The sequence below is a fragment of the Marinobacter sp. genome, from assembly GCF_041690455.1.
Taxonomy (GTDB): Bacteria; Pseudomonadota; Gammaproteobacteria; order Pseudomonadales; family Oleiphilaceae; genus Marinobacter.
Genome location: NZ_JAWLHI010000085.1, coordinates 1 through 15,355, shown reverse-complemented (window position 1 = coordinate 15,355; position 15,355 = coordinate 1). Strand labels below are relative to the sequence as shown.

At 56.7% G+C, this 15,355-nt stretch carries 21 protein-coding genes; 6 read left to right on the top strand and 15 right to left on the bottom strand.

The annotated features are described in order from the left end of the window. Window positions 1-287 precede the first annotated feature (287 nt). Entirely contained in the window at window positions 288-491 is a 204-nt protein-coding gene (locus tag ACESMW_RS16650) for a hypothetical protein (RefSeq protein WP_372988120.1), read from the top strand. A gap of 27 nt (window positions 492-518) precedes the next feature. Here ACESMW_RS16650 and ACESMW_RS16645 read toward each other — a convergent pair whose 3' ends face one another. The 4 genes from ACESMW_RS16645 to ACESMW_RS16630 form a co-directional block, all read right to left on the bottom strand. Further along, window positions 519-1,508 (bottom strand): aldo/keto reductase, encoded by a 990-nt coding sequence (locus tag ACESMW_RS16645; RefSeq protein WP_372988119.1) that lies wholly within the window; start codon window positions 1,506-1,508, stop codon window positions 519-521. 165 nt (window positions 1,509-1,673) lie between these two features. Next, the gene (locus tag ACESMW_RS16640; protein WP_372988118.1) at window positions 1,674-2,159 is read right to left on the bottom strand and encodes a hypothetical protein; all 486 of its coding nucleotides are present in this window, start codon (window positions 2,157-2,159) and stop codon (window positions 1,674-1,676) included. Window positions 2,160-2,167: 8 nt separating this feature from the next. Further along, window positions 2,168-2,548, bottom strand: a complete 381-nt coding sequence (locus tag ACESMW_RS16635) for a DUF6152 family protein (RefSeq protein ID WP_372988117.1) — start codon at window positions 2,546-2,548, stop codon at window positions 2,168-2,170. Window positions 2,549-2,693: 145 nt separating this feature from the next. Further along, window positions 2,694-3,086: a hypothetical protein gene (locus tag ACESMW_RS16630; protein WP_372988116.1), complete on the bottom strand. Its 393-nt coding sequence runs from the start codon at window positions 3,084-3,086 to the stop codon at window positions 2,694-2,696. A gap of 219 nt (window positions 3,087-3,305) precedes the next feature. On the opposite strand from ACESMW_RS16630, the gene ACESMW_RS16625 reads away from it, so the two are divergent. Beyond that, on the top strand, window positions 3,306-3,908 hold the full coding sequence (locus ACESMW_RS16625) for a DUF938 domain-containing protein (protein WP_372988115.1): 603 nt from the start codon (window positions 3,306-3,308) through the stop codon (window positions 3,906-3,908). 58 nt (window positions 3,909-3,966) lie between these two features. Here the strand turns inward: ACESMW_RS16625 and ACESMW_RS16620 are convergent, their stop codons facing one another. From ACESMW_RS16620 to ACESMW_RS16595, 6 genes are all read right to left on the bottom strand, one after another. Beyond that, window positions 3,967-4,635, bottom strand: a complete 669-nt coding sequence (locus ACESMW_RS16620; RefSeq protein ID WP_372988114.1) for an HAD family hydrolase — start codon at window positions 4,633-4,635, stop codon at window positions 3,967-3,969. A 106-nt stretch (window positions 4,636-4,741) separates the two neighbouring features. Further along, window positions 4,742-6,511: a DEAD/DEAH box helicase family protein gene (locus ACESMW_RS16615; protein ID WP_372988113.1), complete on the bottom strand. Its 1,770-nt coding sequence runs from the start codon at window positions 6,509-6,511 to the stop codon at window positions 4,742-4,744. A 105-nt stretch (window positions 6,512-6,616) separates the two neighbouring features. After that, a complete protein-coding gene (locus ACESMW_RS16610; RefSeq protein ID WP_372988112.1) occupies window positions 6,617-6,997 on the bottom strand; it encodes a ribbon-helix-helix domain-containing protein in 381 nt (126 codons plus the stop codon). Between the two features lie 60 nt (window positions 6,998-7,057). Then, window positions 7,058-7,627 carry a DJ-1/PfpI family protein gene (locus ACESMW_RS16605; protein WP_113862388.1) on the bottom strand — a complete coding sequence of 190 codons (570 nt, stop codon included), beginning with the start codon at window positions 7,625-7,627 and terminating at the stop codon, window positions 7,058-7,060. Window positions 7,628-7,803: 176 nt separating this feature from the next. Beyond that, on the bottom strand, window positions 7,804-8,220 hold the full coding sequence (locus ACESMW_RS16600; RefSeq protein WP_372988111.1) for a type II toxin-antitoxin system HigA family antitoxin: 417 nt from the start codon (window positions 8,218-8,220) through the stop codon (window positions 7,804-7,806). Window positions 8,221-8,225: 5 nt separating this feature from the next. After that, entirely contained in the window at window positions 8,226-8,468 is a 243-nt protein-coding gene (locus ACESMW_RS16595) for a type II toxin-antitoxin system HigB family toxin (protein WP_372988110.1), read from the bottom strand. 480 nt (window positions 8,469-8,948) lie between these two features. Here ACESMW_RS16595 and ACESMW_RS16590 point away from each other — a divergent pair, with 480 nt between their 5' ends. After that, on the top strand, window positions 8,949-9,695 hold the full coding sequence (locus ACESMW_RS16590; RefSeq protein WP_372988109.1) for an SDR family NAD(P)-dependent oxidoreductase: 747 nt from the start codon (window positions 8,949-8,951) through the stop codon (window positions 9,693-9,695). 114 nt (window positions 9,696-9,809) lie between these two features. Here ACESMW_RS16590 and ACESMW_RS19025 read toward each other — a convergent pair whose 3' ends face one another. Both ACESMW_RS19025 and ACESMW_RS19020 read right to left on the bottom strand, forming a co-directional pair. Further along, window positions 9,810-10,022 (bottom strand): DUF1294 domain-containing protein, encoded by a 213-nt coding sequence (locus tag ACESMW_RS19025; protein WP_411289444.1) that lies wholly within the window; start codon window positions 10,020-10,022, stop codon window positions 9,810-9,812. 7 nt (window positions 10,023-10,029) lie between these two features. After that, window positions 10,030-10,230 carry a cold shock domain-containing protein gene (locus tag ACESMW_RS19020; RefSeq protein ID WP_411289443.1) on the bottom strand — a complete coding sequence of 67 codons (201 nt, stop codon included), beginning with the start codon at window positions 10,228-10,230 and terminating at the stop codon, window positions 10,030-10,032. Window positions 10,231-10,629: 399 nt separating this feature from the next. Between ACESMW_RS19020 and ACESMW_RS16580 the strand changes: the two genes are divergently transcribed. Continuing rightward, complete coding sequence (locus ACESMW_RS16580) at window positions 10,630-10,974, top strand: PBPRA1643 family SWIM/SEC-C metal-binding motif protein (protein ID WP_372988108.1); 345 nt, start codon at window positions 10,630-10,632, stop codon at window positions 10,972-10,974. 29 nt (window positions 10,975-11,003) lie between these two features. Continuing rightward, on the top strand, window positions 11,004-11,444 hold the full coding sequence (locus ACESMW_RS16575; RefSeq protein ID WP_372988121.1) for a DUF3010 family protein: 441 nt from the start codon (window positions 11,004-11,006) through the stop codon (window positions 11,442-11,444). 171 nt (window positions 11,445-11,615) lie between these two features. Here ACESMW_RS16575 and ACESMW_RS16570 read toward each other — a convergent pair whose 3' ends face one another. Further along, window positions 11,616-11,918, bottom strand: coding sequence for a thioredoxin family protein (locus tag ACESMW_RS16570; protein ID WP_372988107.1), 303 nt, complete (start codon window positions 11,916-11,918; stop codon window positions 11,616-11,618). Between the two features lie 217 nt (window positions 11,919-12,135). After that, the gene (locus tag ACESMW_RS16565) at window positions 12,136-13,440 is read right to left on the bottom strand and encodes a ferric reductase-like transmembrane domain-containing protein (RefSeq protein WP_372988106.1); all 1,305 of its coding nucleotides are present in this window, start codon (window positions 13,438-13,440) and stop codon (window positions 12,136-12,138) included. A 246-nt stretch (window positions 13,441-13,686) separates the two neighbouring features. Here ACESMW_RS16565 and ACESMW_RS16560 point away from each other — a divergent pair, with 246 nt between their 5' ends. Then, window positions 13,687-15,012: an ethylbenzene dehydrogenase-related protein gene (locus ACESMW_RS16560; RefSeq protein WP_372988105.1), complete on the top strand. Its 1,326-nt coding sequence runs from the start codon at window positions 13,687-13,689 to the stop codon at window positions 15,010-15,012. A gap of 109 nt (window positions 15,013-15,121) precedes the next feature. On the opposite strand, the gene ACESMW_RS16555 is transcribed toward ACESMW_RS16560, so the two are convergent. Then, on the bottom strand, window positions 15,122-15,355 hold a 234-nt coding region (locus tag ACESMW_RS16555), incomplete at its 5' end, for a DUF2141 domain-containing protein (protein ID WP_372988104.1).

Genomic DNA, 15,355 nt, shown 5'->3' with positions numbered 1-15,355 from the left:
TAAACGGTGCAAGACCACTGGCATGAGTCAGCCCAAAACCATGCGCCATCACGATACACGGCAAGTTACTGCTGTCGGCGTCCGGCGTATAAAGCACACCGCGGCAGGTTGTACCCTGGCTCGGGAATTCCAGTGGCGTTTCGATCATTGCTCGGCTCTCATACGTGAAGGTTGAGAATCACAGGATAGCTCATTGATTCAAGATGGGATCTGTATGAGGTTTTGGGGGTCCCCAAGCAAGTCCGCAGAGGATAAGGTAAACCTTTTCCGCCGGAGACATTCACACTATGGACACTGCGATCCTGGTTTGGGGCCTGATCTTCAGCTCCATCGGCATCGGTTATTTCATTTACGGGCGAAGGCAGTCAAATATGGCCGTCCGATGGTGCGGGCTGGCGCTGATACTTTATCCGTACCTCATGACCGATGCCCTCACCATGGTGGCCGTCGGCATTGCGATTATGTTGATCCCCCGGTTCGTTGAACTTTGAACCGGGGGACCCGGCCACGACCGCCAATCACCGAGTCGGCGGCGCCATAAACTCGGGCCCGACGGGATCGTCAATGCACCGGTCCAGGATGTCATCGATTGCGGACATCGCTTTCTTATCCAGCGACCAGCCCTCAATGTCATCGACCGGATCCAGCTGTTCCGGTCTTCTCGCACCCCAAAGCGCGGTTGTCACACCGGGCTGATCCACCAGCCAGCGAAGGGCCAGAGCCAGCACATTTTTCTGATACCGCTCGCGGGCAAAGGCATCCAGTTCAGCCACGGCATTCAGGTATTGGCGATAGCGGTCGCCCTGGAACTTGGGATCGTTCTTGCGCAGGTCGTCACCGGTGAACTGGGTGTCCTCCCGCATCTTGCCGGACAGCAGACCGCGGCAAAGACCTCCGTAGGTAATCGTGGCAATGCCATTTTCACGACAATACGGAAGAATCTCCTTTTCGATCTCCCGTTCAAAGAGGTTATACGGAGGCTGCAGGCTGTGCAGGGGCACACTCTTCTGCAACTCGTCCATCTGCGACGGCGTGAAGTTGCTGACGCCAATGGCGCGGATTTTCCCGGCCTGATAGAGATTTTCCAGCGCCCGGGCGGTCTCTTCCATGGGCGTCTTCGGATCGGGCCAATGGACCTGGTAAATGTCGATCCGGTCCGTCTGAAGGCGTTTCAGGGAATCCTCAACCTCCCGCTCTATGCGCGCAGCAGAGGCATCCCGCCAGACTTTATCCTGATCATCGTTCCAGTTCAGAGCCACCTTGGTGGCCAGGGCTACCTGATCCCGCCGGCCGTCGGCGAGGGCCTTGCCCACAATTTCCTCTGAGCGCCCGAAGCCGTATACCGGCGCCGTGTCGATCAGACCAATACCCTTGTCGATGGCCCTGTGGATGGTATCGATGGACTGGGCTTCGTCCGTTCCGCCCCACATCCAGCCACCAATGGCCCAGGTACCGAGCCCGACGGGTGTGACCTGAATGTCAGTGTTTCCGAATGTTCGCGTCTCCATGCTTCCTCCTGTTGCCTTGAAAGCCACTTGGAGCAAATGCGGCTTTATAAAAGATTCGTACCACAGACATGCGAGGGTGAGCGCGTGAATTCAACCCCAGGGGTCTCATGCTCAGGGGTCTGATGAACTCGTTCATCTGACCCCAAGTTCAGCACACCCGCGAGCTCAAAAGTACCCCAGCAGCCGGCCAAGGATCAGCACACTGCTCCACACCACCAAAGACAACACGGCCCCTGCCCTCAGGGACGGGGGCATGCGAGCCTTCATCGGGAGACTCGGTATATCCTGGCGCTTCAACACCCGCCCCAGAATCAACGCGTTCGACACACCCATCAAGACAAGCACTATCTTCACCTGAAACAGCGGCGACCGGGCATAATCCACGGCCGCCGTGGCGAATAAAAGCGCACCGCATACGACCGCCAACCCCAAACCAATCGCCGATGTGATTCGGAGCACATCGACAAACACCATCACGGGGTACTTGCGCCAGAGCCCCAGCAAACGTAAATCCAGCGGCACAATGCCGCCTACCAGCATCGAAACCCCGAGAATATGCCCGGCATTTACCAGCGGGTACATGAATGTGGAGTTGCGCAGGGCCGAGACAAAGGCCAAATCCTCGACGGCGACCAGCGCTTGTTCAATCATCCCCGGGATCAGGACTTCCGGCCGGGATACAGATCGTAATCCTTCCCGTCGATCACAACCCGCTCGGCCTTGACCAGCCGTTCGCCTTCTCTGGCGGAGCGATGACCATGCACGGTAATTTCCCGGCCCTGGCTCAACATCTCTTTGCTGAGCCCGACACGGTCGTTACGCCAAGGCTGACCAACTTCAACAACCCATTCCTCGCCATCCACGCTTATGGTGACCTCGCCATGAGGATTACCCAGGCGCACAGATTGGATCACACCGGTGATTTCAAATTCCTCGTCGGTTGCCCAGGCCCAGCCGTGATGGGCCTGCGCGGACGAGGCAGCGAGAAAAGCAGCAAGAACAGCAAAACAGAGCAGGTAGGTAAAACGAAGCTGAGGCATATCCAATCCTCTTATCGCAGTTTCGTCAGGGCAATCTCTCAAGCACTCGTCCATGCTCAGTCAAATTTACGAGATCCCCGTCTCATCAGACTAGATCAGGTACCACACAGATGCATGCTCACTGCGCCTAAACTCGTCCTGATCGTCAGTTGCGCTCCTTCAAAACCGAGTAGATGCTGCGAACGGCGGCAACGCCTGACGCGTCTGATTCGATCAGGTCCTCCAGCAATTCCAGAACCCGCTTTTCATCATTACTGCGAAGACCCGGCCAGAAGACATAGGGAATGATATCCGGATTCCGGATATAGAAAAGCGCGGCTTCCTCCGGTTTGGCGGTATCGCCCCGAAGCCCAACGGTAAATCGCTGCCCTTCGCTGTCCACCAGTGTAACCACCAGCGATTTTTCAGACTTCACTTCCCGGACTTCACCAACGGTGATGGGAGCCTCAAGAGCAGGGACGGACGTAATGTAATACTGAACACCGATAAACCCCAGAAGAACGACTAACAGTGCCGCCAGGGCGATTGATTTCATCATGAATACAGTCTGAATACCTTAGGATGGTCGACCGGGAGACGCCTGCCCAGTGACGCTGTAGTGAAACAGGAGCACCTGATTCTTTTCGATTGGCATAGGGTTCTCCGGGACGGTTCAAGATATGCCATTATAACCAGCAGCGGCTTTATTCTCAGCTAATCACCAAAGCATCGGGTAGCGGCAGCCACCGTTGCGACCCGACAGAGGAGATGTTACCCGATGACCGACGACCTACCCTATTCCCAGGCCTGTGAGAACAATAAGGCCCCGATCCTGGAGAAGCTGCAGGGGATCTTTAATGGGCCAGGCAAGGTCCTGGAAATCGGAACACTCACCGGACAGCACGCCGTGCATTTCGCACAGGCCATGCCTCACCTGCAGTGGCAACCAAGTGACCATCCCGAGGCGGCTCATCTGTGTGGCGCCCGGCTGGAGCAGGCCGCCTTACCCAACATCCTGCCCGTCGTTGAGCTGGACGTAAGCGATGCCAACTGGCCGGTCGACACCTTCCAATGGGTGTTCTCCGCAAATACCGCCCACATCATGTCCTGGAGGGAAGTCGAACAGATGTTCCGAGGTATCGGTGAGCGCCTGCCGGAAAATGGCGCCTTTTGCCTGTACGGCCCCTTCAACAACCAGGGCGAATACTCGAGTGACAGCAACCGTCGTTTTGATCAGCACCTGAGATCCCAGGCACCCCATATGGGCATCCGGGACCTGATCGACCTCTGTGCTCTGGCGGAATCGGCCGGGATGACCCTCTCTGAGAATCACCCCATGCCTGCCAACAATCGGCTGCTGGTGTTTCGGCCCATATATTGAACTAGTCGCCTGCCACGGACGACCAACTCAAAGTGAAGATTGCCGGAGTGCGCAATGTTCAGTTCAGCGACATCAGTTTGTCTGCAACCTCAACCAGGCTATCGCCCGTGACATCGGGAGGCAGAAAGACATCGCCAGGCTTGTATTCAAGGCGCGAACACCAGCCCGAAACTGCACCGGCCCGTTTTGCGCCATGGCAATCCCAGGCATGCACGGCAACCAGCGCCAGGCGCTCAATCGGCGTACCCAAACGTTTTGCGGCGAAACGGTAGATTTCCGGATGGGGCTTCCAGATACCCGCGTCCTGGGAGGTGACTACGTGGTCAACAAACCCGGAAAGCCCTGCACCCTCAAGGAAACGGCGTGTTTTGTCAGGATTGTTGACGGTGAGGCATCCAACGGACACGCCCGCCTCAGAGATTTTCTTCATAGCCGGCGCGGCATCGTCGAAGGCGGGCAGCGTGGAGAACCCTTCAACCACATATTCAATATCACGTTCACTGAGCGTGTGTTTCGTTTCCGTGCGGAGTGATTCCCGAGCAAGCGCGTCGAAGGGTGCCGTGTCACCGGCAAGGGTCAATGCCATGGCATCCCGTTGAAAGCGCAGGAACCAGGGCTGCAGAATGGTCGCTGGCTGGCCAACCGCTTCCAGCCGAGCCGCCAGCGGATCCAGATCAATCAATGTCTCAAGGACATCAAATAAAACTACGTTCGGTCGGTCAGCCATAGGCAGAGCCTCCCTATGCCGGTGTAGGTTCATAGGAGTGTAGTTCAGGTTATCGCTATATGCTGATTTGTGGACTTATGGAAAACCGGGCCAGAAAAACACGTCCTTACGCCTCATTCGCCTTACGATAATTGCCCTGATAATCAAAAATCCGTTCCTGCACCTGCCAATAGTGCTTCTGCTTCCGGGCAATGACGAAGTCCGGTGCCGGCAACAAGGCCTGACTCTCAAGCACCTCATCGGCCATGCTGAACGCTTTCGGGGCCTGGCTGTTCGCGAAACGACGTCCAAACAGTTTGTTGAAGACGGTGCGCTGGCCCGGCTTGCCGAAATCAAACGATTCGCTGAGTTCCTCCCCATCCTCGCCGTGATAGGTGATCCTCAGTTTGCCGCCATCTACACTCAATGTGATCCCCGCGCAACGAATCACCATGGCATCCTTGAGCTTCAGCGCATCTCTTAGCTGATCGTCCGGGTCGATGATGGCCTTCTGGCACTGCCCGCAGTTACGGGCCGCAATATCATTCTCGCTTCCGCAGTGCGGGCACTCCTTGAGACGGAAACGGTAATCACACTGTTGCGGGCGCCCGTTCTGCACGACCGGTTGATCCTCTTTCGCAGGCTCCAGCAGCCCCTGACACCGGCGGCCGTAGTGCTCGACAACACGGCCTTCACCGTCGGTCTTGCCCCAGAAGATATTTGCAAAACCACAGCCCGGGCAGAACACCTGCACCGGCTCGCTGTCCGGATTCGGCTTCGGCTCCCCTACCTCAGGGTGATGCAGGTTCACGCTGTTGCCCGCGTAATCAATCACCAGACAGTCCTGCTTGCCTTCGTCCAGACGAAGACCACGGCCCACGATCTGTTGATACAGGCTGACCGACTGGGTAGGACGAAGAATGGCAATAAAGTCCACATGGGGCGCATCAAAGCCCGTGGTGAGCACGGACACATTCACCAGATACTTCAACTGCCGCTGTTTGAAGCGCTGGATCAGCGAATCCCGATCCTTCAGATCGGTCGCGCCGGTCACCAGGGCGGTTTCGTGCTCCGGCAGATAGCCAGTGATCTCCCGGGCATGCTGCACCGTTGCCGCAAAGATCATCACGCCTTTGCGGTCGGCGGCCAGTTCTACCACCTGCTCGATGATCGCCCGGGTCACGCGCTTATGTTTGCTCAGCAGCTGGTTAACGTCCTTCTCGGCGTATTCACCAAAGCGGTCCTGGGCCAGCGCGGAGAAGTCGTATTGAGCCACCGCCGCGTTCACCAGCTCGGGCCGGGTGAGATACCCGCGGCTGATCATGTAGCTCAACGGCAGTTCGTAAATGCAGTGCTGAAAGGGCTTATCCTGATCGCCTCGGACAAAGCCCCGGTAGTGATAGCGATAGATCCAGCCCATGGCGAGGCGATAGGGTGTAGCCGTTAGCCCCAGCACCTTGAGGGCGTCATTCTGCTGCCGCAGCAACTCGATGATCCGTTGATACTGACTGGTTTCCTCACCGCTGACCCGATGGCACTCATCGATGATGACCAGCGAGTATTCATCCCGGAACTGATCCAGATTCGCCGAGACGGACTGCACACTGGCAAAGGTCACCTGATGCTTGTTTTCCTTGCGCTTCAGCCCGGCGGAGAAGATGCCGCCCGTTAAACCATAACTCTGATATTTGGCGTGATTCTGCTCCACCAGCTCTTTGACGTGGGTCAGCACCAGAATCTTGCGCCGGGCAAGACGGGCCAGATCGGCAATGACCAGGCTTTTACCCGCACCGGTCGGCAACACAATAACGGCAGACTCATCGGATTGGCGGAAATGCCTCAGCGTGGCGTCGACGGCTTCCTGCTGGTAGGGCCGCAGTTTGAAGGGAGCATTCATTGCGCGGGGCTGTATTGGTTTCAGGCTAACGGAGGGCAATACTAGCAAATGCGGTTGTCTTTCGCTGTCAGCAAGAATCAGCCTGTCCCGCTTTTCGTTCTGAGGTCAGTGCCTTGCCTTGCTCACGACTTCCGGTGTTGCCGGCTCACCGGGTTCGCCGGCGAGAATACGGTCTGCATCAAGTGAGGCAATCGGTACCCGGGTATCCCTCGGAACATCGCCACTCAGTTGCAGCTCAAGATAGCGCAGCGCACAAACCCGAAGGAAGGATGTGAAATTGCCAAGATCATGGCCCGCATCAATGGATTCGTGGTAAAGCCGGGTGATCATCTGCGGCAGGTTCATACCATCCCGTTCGGCCAACTCTGACAGTACCTGCCAGAAGGCGTTTTCCATCCGCACACTGGTCACCATGCCGTCAATACGCAGGGAGTGGGTCCGGCTGACCCAAAGCTCCGGGTCGGCGTTGATAAAGAGCTTGCACATGACGGCCTCCCTGGGTGTGCTTGAGAGCGCTGAGGGGCCGGTGGCCTGGCCCCTGCTGCGTTACTGATCCAGCAATTTGAAGAATTGCGCCAGCCAGGCCGGATGGGCTGGCCACGCGGGCGCTGTTACCAGATTAGCATCGGTTACAGCCTGATCAACTTCGATACCGGCGAAGGTCCCGCCGGCGAGTTCCACTTCCGGTTGGCAGGCCGGATAGGCAGAGCATTTGCGACCCTCCAGAACACCCGCCGCGGCCAACAACTGAGCACCGTGGCAGATCGCCGCCACCGGCTTGTTGGTTTCGAAGAAATGGCGAACCAGATTCTGCACATCTTTGTTGAGGCGCAGGTACTCGGGGGCACGACCTCCGGGCACCACCAGTGCGTCGTAATTTGCCGGGTCCAGCCCGTCAAAATCAGCATTCAGGGCAAACCGATGGCCCGGTTTTTCGGTGTAGGTCTGGTCGCCCTCGAAGTCATGGATGGCAGTGGCCACGGTATCGCCCGCTTTTTTGTCCGGGCAAACGGCGTGAACCGTGTGACCGACGGCCTGCAGTGCCTGGAATGGCACCATGGTTTCGTAGTCTTCGGTGAAATCACCGGTAATCATCAGAATCTTCTTCCCGCTCATGGGTATCTCCCTGTGTTTGTTTTGCCGGGTCAGGAAACAGTAGCAGTGGCGGCAGTTAGGCGGGTATTAAGGGGTTACTACAGGTTTCGTCGTGCGAGTGCTTCAAAACGGAGAGTCAGGGCGCCCTGGATAGCCGAGAACGATTGCCCCCCTGTCCACGTTGCATCTGGAACACTTCAGAAAAACAGTACCGGAGACACCCCAAACCGCTTGCCCAGTGCTTCCATATGTTTGCGGGTCAGCTTCTTTCCTTCAGCACCATTGAGAATTTTGCTCACATTACCCTTTGAACCCAACTCCGGCAGATCAGCCACCCCAAGACCGTGTTGAGCCATCAGGGTTTTCAGTACAGCAATCCCTCTGTCGGTTTCGGCAACGACAGCATTAAAGTCGGAAAACTCCGGAGCCTGGTCCTCCCAGCGCTCAATGCTGGCAGCGAGAATCTCAATGAGCAGCTTGTTGGCGTCGTAGTCGTCCACCAACTGATCCATAAGGTCCAACGCTCGCTCATAGTCATCCTGAGTTTCGATATGGGCCACAAAAGGCACCCGAGCCAGCGCGTCTCTGATTTCAACAAAAGCAGGCGATAACATAAGCCTCACTCCTTATTGCGACGATATTTGTCGATCAGCCGGTCGTATTCGGCGTGGCTACAAATGTGTTTCACGTACATGCGGTTATCACGAAACTCAATGAAGGCGATCATCCTCAAATTATTGCCGCCGAAGGCGATAACCCACCATTTGTCCCGGTATTTGAAATTGTCCAGTGACGGGAACACCTGACGCAACTGATCCGGTGTTTCAAACCTTCCATTTCGCAATGTGGTGTAGGTATTCACCAATGCATCCCGATCATTGGGAAATTGCCTGGCTGCATCGTTGAACGGCTTCCTCGAAATTATGTGCACAAAACTTCCTTGTTTCTTTTTTGGAAACTCTAGCATAAGGTTTCAAAAAAGGAAACCTCAGGGCTATGGCTCCTTCAACTTACGATAGGTGTCACAGGCCTTGTCCCTGTCTCTCAAAAGGCGCGGATCCTGATTGCCCAGAGCGGCAGCAACCAGGGAGTTACATTTCTGGTGCAACGGATTCTGGAATTTGTGACTGGAACGGTAAATCTTCTGGGTCCAGAAGCGCTGACGGGTTCTACCCCGTTCCTGCGTTCAAATCAAGAGTCCATAAGGCCGCTCCAGCGCCGAAAGTAGATCGGTCCCTGTTTTCCTCATATCCACGTTTCGGCGTAAAGTAGCTGGAGCTTCGAGCCACTGGCGCGACCGGAGGCGAGACCAAACCTAACGGCAAAACAGGAGCATTCAATAATGTTTGATTTCCACGGCCGGCGCGTCATCGTCGCTGGCGGCAGCAAGGGTATTGGCCGGGCCATCGCGTTGGGATTTGCCCGGGCCGGTGCCAGCGTTTCCGTATGTGCGCGCGGGCAGGCGTCACTGGACGCACTAGCGGAAGAAGTGGCAAGCGAGGGGCTGGCGCTGCATGTGGCTCGTTGCGACATCGGCGACAAGGCCGCACTAGAGACCTATCTGCAGGGCGCCATGAGCGAGCTGGGCGGCCTGGACGTGCTGGTCAATTGCGCCTCGGCGTTCGGGCGGGAGGACAACGAAGAAGGTTGGCTGAGCAGCGTTGAGGTGGATCTGATGGGCACGGTTCGCGCCAGCCATACCTGCCTGCCAGCGCTTAAGGAAACCGGGGGTACGATCATTAACATTGCCTCCATCGCCGCCCTGCACGCCTCGACACGCACCGCCCCCTACGCGGCTATCAAGGCCGCCGTTGCTCACTACACCGGCAGCCTGGCGGTGGCCATGGCCCCGCATAAAGTGCGTGTTAATGGCATTGCCCCGGGCTCGATCGAGTTTCCGGGCGGCGTCTGGGATCAGGCCCGTCAGCACAATCCGGAGCTCTACGAGCGTATTCGCGGGGGGATTCCCTTCGGGCGCCTGGGCACGCCAGAAGAAGTCGCCGACGTGGCGTTGTTCCTGGCTTCCGATCTGGCCCGGTGGATGACCGGCCAGACGCTGGTGGTGGACGGCGGCCAGGTTCTGTCCTAAAAACCGAAAAACCGGGACAGATCTATTTCTCGAGAAAAATAACGCGAGCAGAACCGCACGGCTGGGCTGGAGCAATTCCGATAAGACCTCTTCTGAGCAGATTTTTTTGCACAGCTAAATCCTGATAACCATGACCGGTTTAATCTCCAGGGCCTGCCGGGCAAACTCCGCATCCGGCCACACCAACAACCAGCCAAGAACCGCAAGATTGAGAATCACGTTGAACCAGAAGGCCACCTGAAACGAGGTCTTGCGGGTTTTGTGGCGGAAGAATTGCTGGCCCACCAACGCCCCGGGCCAGCCACACAGAAGTTCAAACAGATGCAACCGCCCCTCAGGCACCCGCCGGTTGCCGCTCTCGGCGGCCCTTCTCGTCCTTGGTCTGCGAGTAAACCACTTTGCGGCTGGCTGAAGGCCTTCCCCGCCCCTGATAGGCGCTGATATGGGCAAACAAACGCTCCCCGCCGGTTTCCGGAGTGATGAAGCCGAAGCCCTTGGCGTCGTTCCATGAGGTGAGTGAGCCTTTTTGATTCACTTGCAGGTATCCCTTTGGTCAAAGTTGATTCGACGGCTTCACGGTTTCCACTGTTTAACTTTCAATAAAGCCATAACAACAAGCCAGCAGCACAGAGAAAAAGCACTGCAACGTGAACAGCCAAGTTTTTCTGGGTAGATGGGGCGGGTTTTCTGGCGAAACGGAAGTAATCCTCACCAAATAGCCCCACGCCGCAACCCTCACAGTAGTTTTTTGAGTAAGAAACCCTCAGCGCAGATGGCTCAAACTTTTTCCGACAGCTGTAACAACTAGGCTTGATCATTTCGGGGCTCCGGGCCGATTCAGAAAATTATATCTGCCTATATCACCGTTTCCGCAAGCGTGCTAAAAGATTCCTCCCGGCAGTAGCTCGGGTATTCTCCCCATCAGGATATCAGCATGTCAGATAAATTTTTCTTCAAGGGTCGGCAGGACGCACGCCAGCACCACACCGCTTACGGCGGCTTTCAGACCAATGCCAGCCAAAAGAGTGGCAGCAGGAAGTATCCGTTAACGCTGGTGGTTACCAGTGAAGCGCGCAAGCAGGAGATTGAGGCACAAGTGGCCAGGGCGAAGCTGCACGCGAATATTTCGGTTGATACCCGCGAGGGCGCCGTTGAATCCATCAACGAGCTCACCGCTCTCCTGAATAAAGGAGGGACGGTCACCACGATAAAATCGCCCTCCCGAAACGACCTCTGCACCTGCGGAAGCGGTATCAAATTCAAGAAGTGCTGTGGCTGACAGCAACGGACGCATAGAGGGCAATGGCTATGATTGTTTGCGGGGTTGAGCTGACTGGCAGTGATGCGGTGGTGTGTTTGCTGAATATGGACAGGGGGCAGTTCAACCTGCCGGAGTGCAAGGTGCGCAAACTCTCACTGCCGAAAAACCATAGCCGTGAGGATTTGAAGCGTTTCCAGGGGGCCTTTGCGGCGTTGATGGCCGAGTACGGGGTCACCAGTGTCGCGATCAAAGAGCGGATGCCAAAAGGCAAATTTGCCGGTGGTGCCATCAGCTTTAAAATGGAAGCGGCCATTCAACTGATCACCGATATTGAGTTGACGGTGACCATGCTACCCCCGGCACTGATCAAGTCCACCCTGGCATCCAACCCGCTGCCAATTGCTTTTGCCGATACGGGTTTGAAGGCCTTTCAGGAAGCGGCCTTTACCGCCGCCTATGTAGGACAGCTGCACGGTCATTGCTCCTGAAAGGTGTGTACTGGCAATCAATCTGGCTTGCCTGGACAGAACCAGAACATTCACTGGTGACGAGTTCGCAACTTACCTCTCTAAGCGTGCGGAGCAAGCTATCAGGAAGAAACGGCACACTTCAACTGAAACGGTATACAGAGCAAAAGGGGTTCTACCCCATTCCTGCATTCACACCATGAGCCCATAAGGCCGCTCCAGTGCCGAGCGCACCTCACCAATGGAAAACACCCTCGCGAATTCCGTGAATCGCTGCCCGCGAAACCATAGCTGGACCACAGGCAGAGAAAAAATACCGCGGGCAGCACATACCGGCGCGGCGGTTTCCTGACAATCGATGTAGGCCGTCACCAGTTTCGGGAACTCGTCATTCGCGAGCTTTTCGAGTTGAGGCTTGATGGCCTGGCAGACACCGCAGTGCGGTCCGCCAAAGAGCACAAGAACCGCAGGGTTCGACTGCAGCAGTTCCGACAAGGCCTCTTCTGAGCAAACGTTGATCACCGTGACACCCTGATGAGTATGATGGGGTTAATCTTAATCCGCGCGATCCATTCGGCGGCAGTGAGCCCGGGGTAACTGCCCAGCCCTGGATCAGCGCAACACAAAAACAAGAAGGACCAGGCACAAGGTGATGTTCAGCCCCCAGATGACCAAAGAAAGCCGTCGCCGCTGACTCACACGCCTGATTGGATTAGTCATAGCTGAACCGCTCCGCCAGGATACGGTGAGAGGGCGTTCCCCTCTTGATCAAGTGATCTTCAACGATATCCATCATGATCGCTGGTCCGCACATCACAAAGGCCCATTCGCTGAACTCTTCCTCTGAAAACACGCGATCCATCAGCGCGGCATTGATGAAGCCTGTCTCTCCCTGCCAGCCTTCCGGCGGTTCTGACAGCACATAGACGACATCCTCCTCACCCAACTCCTCACGATAGGCAATCTGCTCGACGATCCGGTTGCCATAGATCACCTTCACCTTGCGCGAATCGCCGGTCAGACGCATTTGCCTGAGTATGCCCAGCAGCGGAGCAAGGCCAACGCCACCGGCGATGAGCGCGACCCCGGGTTCGTCGCGACCATCGACGGTCAGGTTGCCATAAGGGCCGTCCAGATAAGCGACGGTTTCAGGTTCTATCTCGCCAATGGTTCGTGTGAAGTCTCCTAGCTCTTTGATCATGAAGGAGACTTCCGGCCCGGCCGCCGGCGCTGAGGAAATGGAGAACGGGTTTTCTTTCATCGAGAAGGTGCTGTGCCCCACATTCAGCCAGGCAAATTGCCCGGCTTTGTAATCCAGACCGTGATGACCGTCTGGTGTCACGGTCACTTCCCATTGCTTTGGCGTCAATCGAACGACAGAGCTCACGCGCCAGGGGCGCGCCTTCTGCAGCCAGGGAACCACCAGGTAAACCATCAGCAGTGAGCCAACCGCCACGCCCGTCATGGCCAGCCACACCCAGGTCATCACCGGCTGCGAGCCGTAACGCCCTGCATACACCGTATGATGCAACAGAAGCAACGCGATCAGGAGTGCGCCCACCCCGTGTAACAGGCGCCATATCTCGTATCGGTAACCCAGCTGGGTGCGACCGATGGCCATGACAACAAGGCCTGTAAGCAGCAGCCAGGCGGCAATGCCCGTCGACAGATCGGAAAAATCGGTCGTGAGCGTCAATTGGCGCGTGGGATCCCATGGGCGCTCGCCAGCTGTCGGCGTCCCCTGGTAAAGAAGCGGGTGCAACACAGCAAAGACCAGTAACGTGCGAGCCATGATCTGGTGAAACCGCATGGTCACATCCATGCCGACGTCATTGGAAATGGCTTTGAAACGGCCGGACAGGATGAATTCCACCAAGATCATCGAGAAGGCAAGAATGCCAAGGCCGGAGGCCAGTTCCTGGTGGAACTCGCGTGGCGGGCCTCCGACCAAGGCGGACAGAATCAAGGGCAAGGTGACAGCGACGAGGTAAGCAACGATCAAGAAGAGTGGTTTCATCTGCCTAGTCTGTTTCCCTGCCTTTGGTCATGCAATCTAGTCTGCCACAGAGCCCTGCTAAAATCGGTTGGCGGTTATGACTGCGTTGAACAATATGGTGGGGAAAACCGGGAAAATAAATCTGTCCCAGGTTTCCGTTGTTTCCCATACAGGCATCGTAGTCTATGTTGTGGGCATGAACGAGCGTTTCCAGGGAAGATTAAAAGTCCCGCCGTCGGAACCCACTTACCCTGCCGAGGATGCACCATGTTGCAGACTTCATTGAGATACCTCGCCGTGGTTGCCTTCACCGCTAACTTTTCTGCAGCTTCCGCTCTGGCAGACGCCACAACACCAATCGACTGGACACCGATTCCGGTTGAAGAGGTTACCCTGTTCTATCCCGGACAATCGAGCTTCCAGTGGTTACGCAGCCCGGAGCACCGCGGTGCCCGCATGGTGGGACGCGGCACCTCCTGCAAGCACTGCCACCGTGACTCGGAACAACGCATGGGTAGCGATATTGTCTCGGGTGGCCGACTGGAACCCAATCCGATCGATGGCAAGAAAGGGTCACTGCGATTGGCTGTCCAGGCTGCTCACGACGAGGAAAACCTGTACCTCCGGTTCCGCTGGAAGACTCAAGCCGAACGGCCCGGCGTGATGCACAACTACATGCGCTACGATGGGCAGGCATGGGCATTTTACGGCGGCCCACGATCGGCAAAGCGCGTGCGTCAGGGAGAGGAGCCGCCCCTCTACGAAGACCGACTTGCGATCATGATCGACGATGGCGATGTACAACGTTTTGCCGAGCAGGGGTGCTGGCTCAGTTGCCACACCGGCATGCGGGACATGCCGGGCGAACCTGCATCAGAAGCGGTCCGCTCTCACCCGTATCTGGGCGAAGGTGGCCTGGGCCGCAATGACGTGCGCAAGTACCTTCCCGACTCCCGTACCGACACATCCACGAGCTGGGACAAGGTTAAATCCCCCGAAGCTCTGGCGAAACTCAAGGAAAAGGGCGTTTTTCTGGATCTGATGCAGTGGCGCGCGGCCCGGAGCAACCCGGTCGACATGGCAGACGACGGCTTTGTACTCGGATACCGCCTTTTCGACGAAGGGAAAAAACCGTTCTCCTGGAACGTCGATCGCGACTCCATGACCCCTGAATTCATGTTCGATCCCAAGAAAGTTGGCCGGAAATCCCTCACCGTGTCGGATATAGAGACTGGCCCGGAACCTGCGGCCCTGATCCGCGAAGATAACGCGACTCCCTATGACCCCGACGCCGGATGGAAAGAAGGCGACGTGCTTCCAGGCCGACTGCTGAGTCGCGTGGACGCCCGAGGCTCGGCGGCGGACAACAGTAGGGTTACCGGCAAGTGGGAAAATGGGAGCTGGATTGTGACCTGGATCAGACCGCTCGACACCGGCCATGACGACGACATCGCCCTGAAGCGCGGTAACACCTATACGTTCGGCTTTGCCGTGCATGACGACAATGTCACGACACGTTTCCACTTTGTCTCATTCCCGGTTGTCGTCGGGATAGGCCGAGGCGGAGATATTACAGCTGTCCGTCTGGATTAACCGTCGGGTCCAGGATGCCGCCAACCTGCTGCTAAGTGAAATCGGGATTATTCTCGCGGCGTCCCTGGTGGCTTAGGAAAAATAGATCTGTCCCGGTTGTCCCGGTTTTTTAATAATCCAATCTAATAGTCAGATCCAGATTTTGCCCATCGTACGAAAAGCTGGCGGCCTCGAATGAAGGCGCACTCATCCCAGCCTCTGCGCCGCTTGAAAAACCATAACCTTCCGTGGGGATCCCCAGAAAGTTAGTGTTGAGCTTGCCATCCATATTCTCATCATGGATGACGGCCAACGCATACGTTCCTGGAGGAATATCGAGGAAGCTACAACGTGCCTTCGTATC

What these genes read in the sequence shown, in the direction of transcription:
- ACESMW_RS16635 (WP_372988117.1), bottom strand. Translation starts at nt 2,548, where the DNA reads ATGCCTCAGCTTCGTTTTACCTACCTGCTCTGTTTTGCTGTTCTTGCT.
- ACESMW_RS16560 (WP_372988105.1), top strand. Translation starts at nt 13,687, where the DNA reads ATGTTGCAGACTTCATTGAGATACCTCGCCGTGGTTGCCTTCACCGCT.
- ACESMW_RS16565 (WP_372988106.1), bottom strand. Translation starts at nt 13,440, where the DNA reads ATGAAACCACTCTTCTTGATCGTTGCTTACCTCGTCGCTGTCACCTTG.
- ACESMW_RS16590 (WP_372988109.1), top strand. Translation starts at nt 8,949, where the DNA reads ATGTTTGATTTCCACGGCCGGCGCGTCATCGTCGCTGGCGGCAGCAAG.
- ACESMW_RS16645 (WP_372988119.1), bottom strand. Translation starts at nt 1,508, where the DNA reads ATGGAGACGCGAACATTCGGAAACACTGACATTCAGGTCACACCCGTC.
- ACESMW_RS16610 (WP_372988112.1), bottom strand. Translation starts at nt 6,997, where the DNA reads ATGTGCAAGCTCTTTATCAACGCCGACCCGGAGCTTTGGGTCAGCCGG.
- ACESMW_RS16630 (WP_372988116.1), bottom strand. Translation starts at nt 3,086, where the DNA reads ATGATGAAATCAATCGCCCTGGCGGCACTGTTAGTCGTTCTTCTGGGG.
- ACESMW_RS16605 (WP_113862388.1), bottom strand. Translation starts at nt 7,627, where the DNA reads ATGAGCGGGAAGAAGATTCTGATGATTACCGGTGATTTCACCGAAGAC.
- ACESMW_RS16650 (WP_372988120.1), top strand. Translation starts at nt 288, where the DNA reads ATGGACACTGCGATCCTGGTTTGGGGCCTGATCTTCAGCTCCATCGGC.
- ACESMW_RS16580 (WP_372988108.1), top strand. Translation starts at nt 10,630, where the DNA reads ATGTCAGATAAATTTTTCTTCAAGGGTCGGCAGGACGCACGCCAGCAC.
- ACESMW_RS16575 (WP_372988121.1), top strand. Translation starts at nt 11,004, where the DNA reads ATGATTGTTTGCGGGGTTGAGCTGACTGGCAGTGATGCGGTGGTGTGT.
- ACESMW_RS16640 (WP_372988118.1), bottom strand. Translation starts at nt 2,159, where the DNA reads ATGATTGAACAAGCGCTGGTCGCCGTCGAGGATTTGGCCTTTGTCTCG.
- ACESMW_RS16620 (WP_372988114.1), bottom strand. Translation starts at nt 4,635, where the DNA reads ATGGCTGACCGACCGAACGTAGTTTTATTTGATGTCCTTGAGACATTG.
- ACESMW_RS16615 (WP_372988113.1), bottom strand. Translation starts at nt 6,511, where the DNA reads ATGAATGCTCCCTTCAAACTGCGGCCCTACCAGCAGGAAGCCGTCGAC.
- ACESMW_RS16600 (WP_372988111.1), bottom strand. Translation starts at nt 8,220, where the DNA reads ATGTTATCGCCTGCTTTTGTTGAAATCAGAGACGCGCTGGCTCGGGTG.
- ACESMW_RS16625 (WP_372988115.1), top strand. Translation starts at nt 3,306, where the DNA reads ATGACCGACGACCTACCCTATTCCCAGGCCTGTGAGAACAATAAGGCC.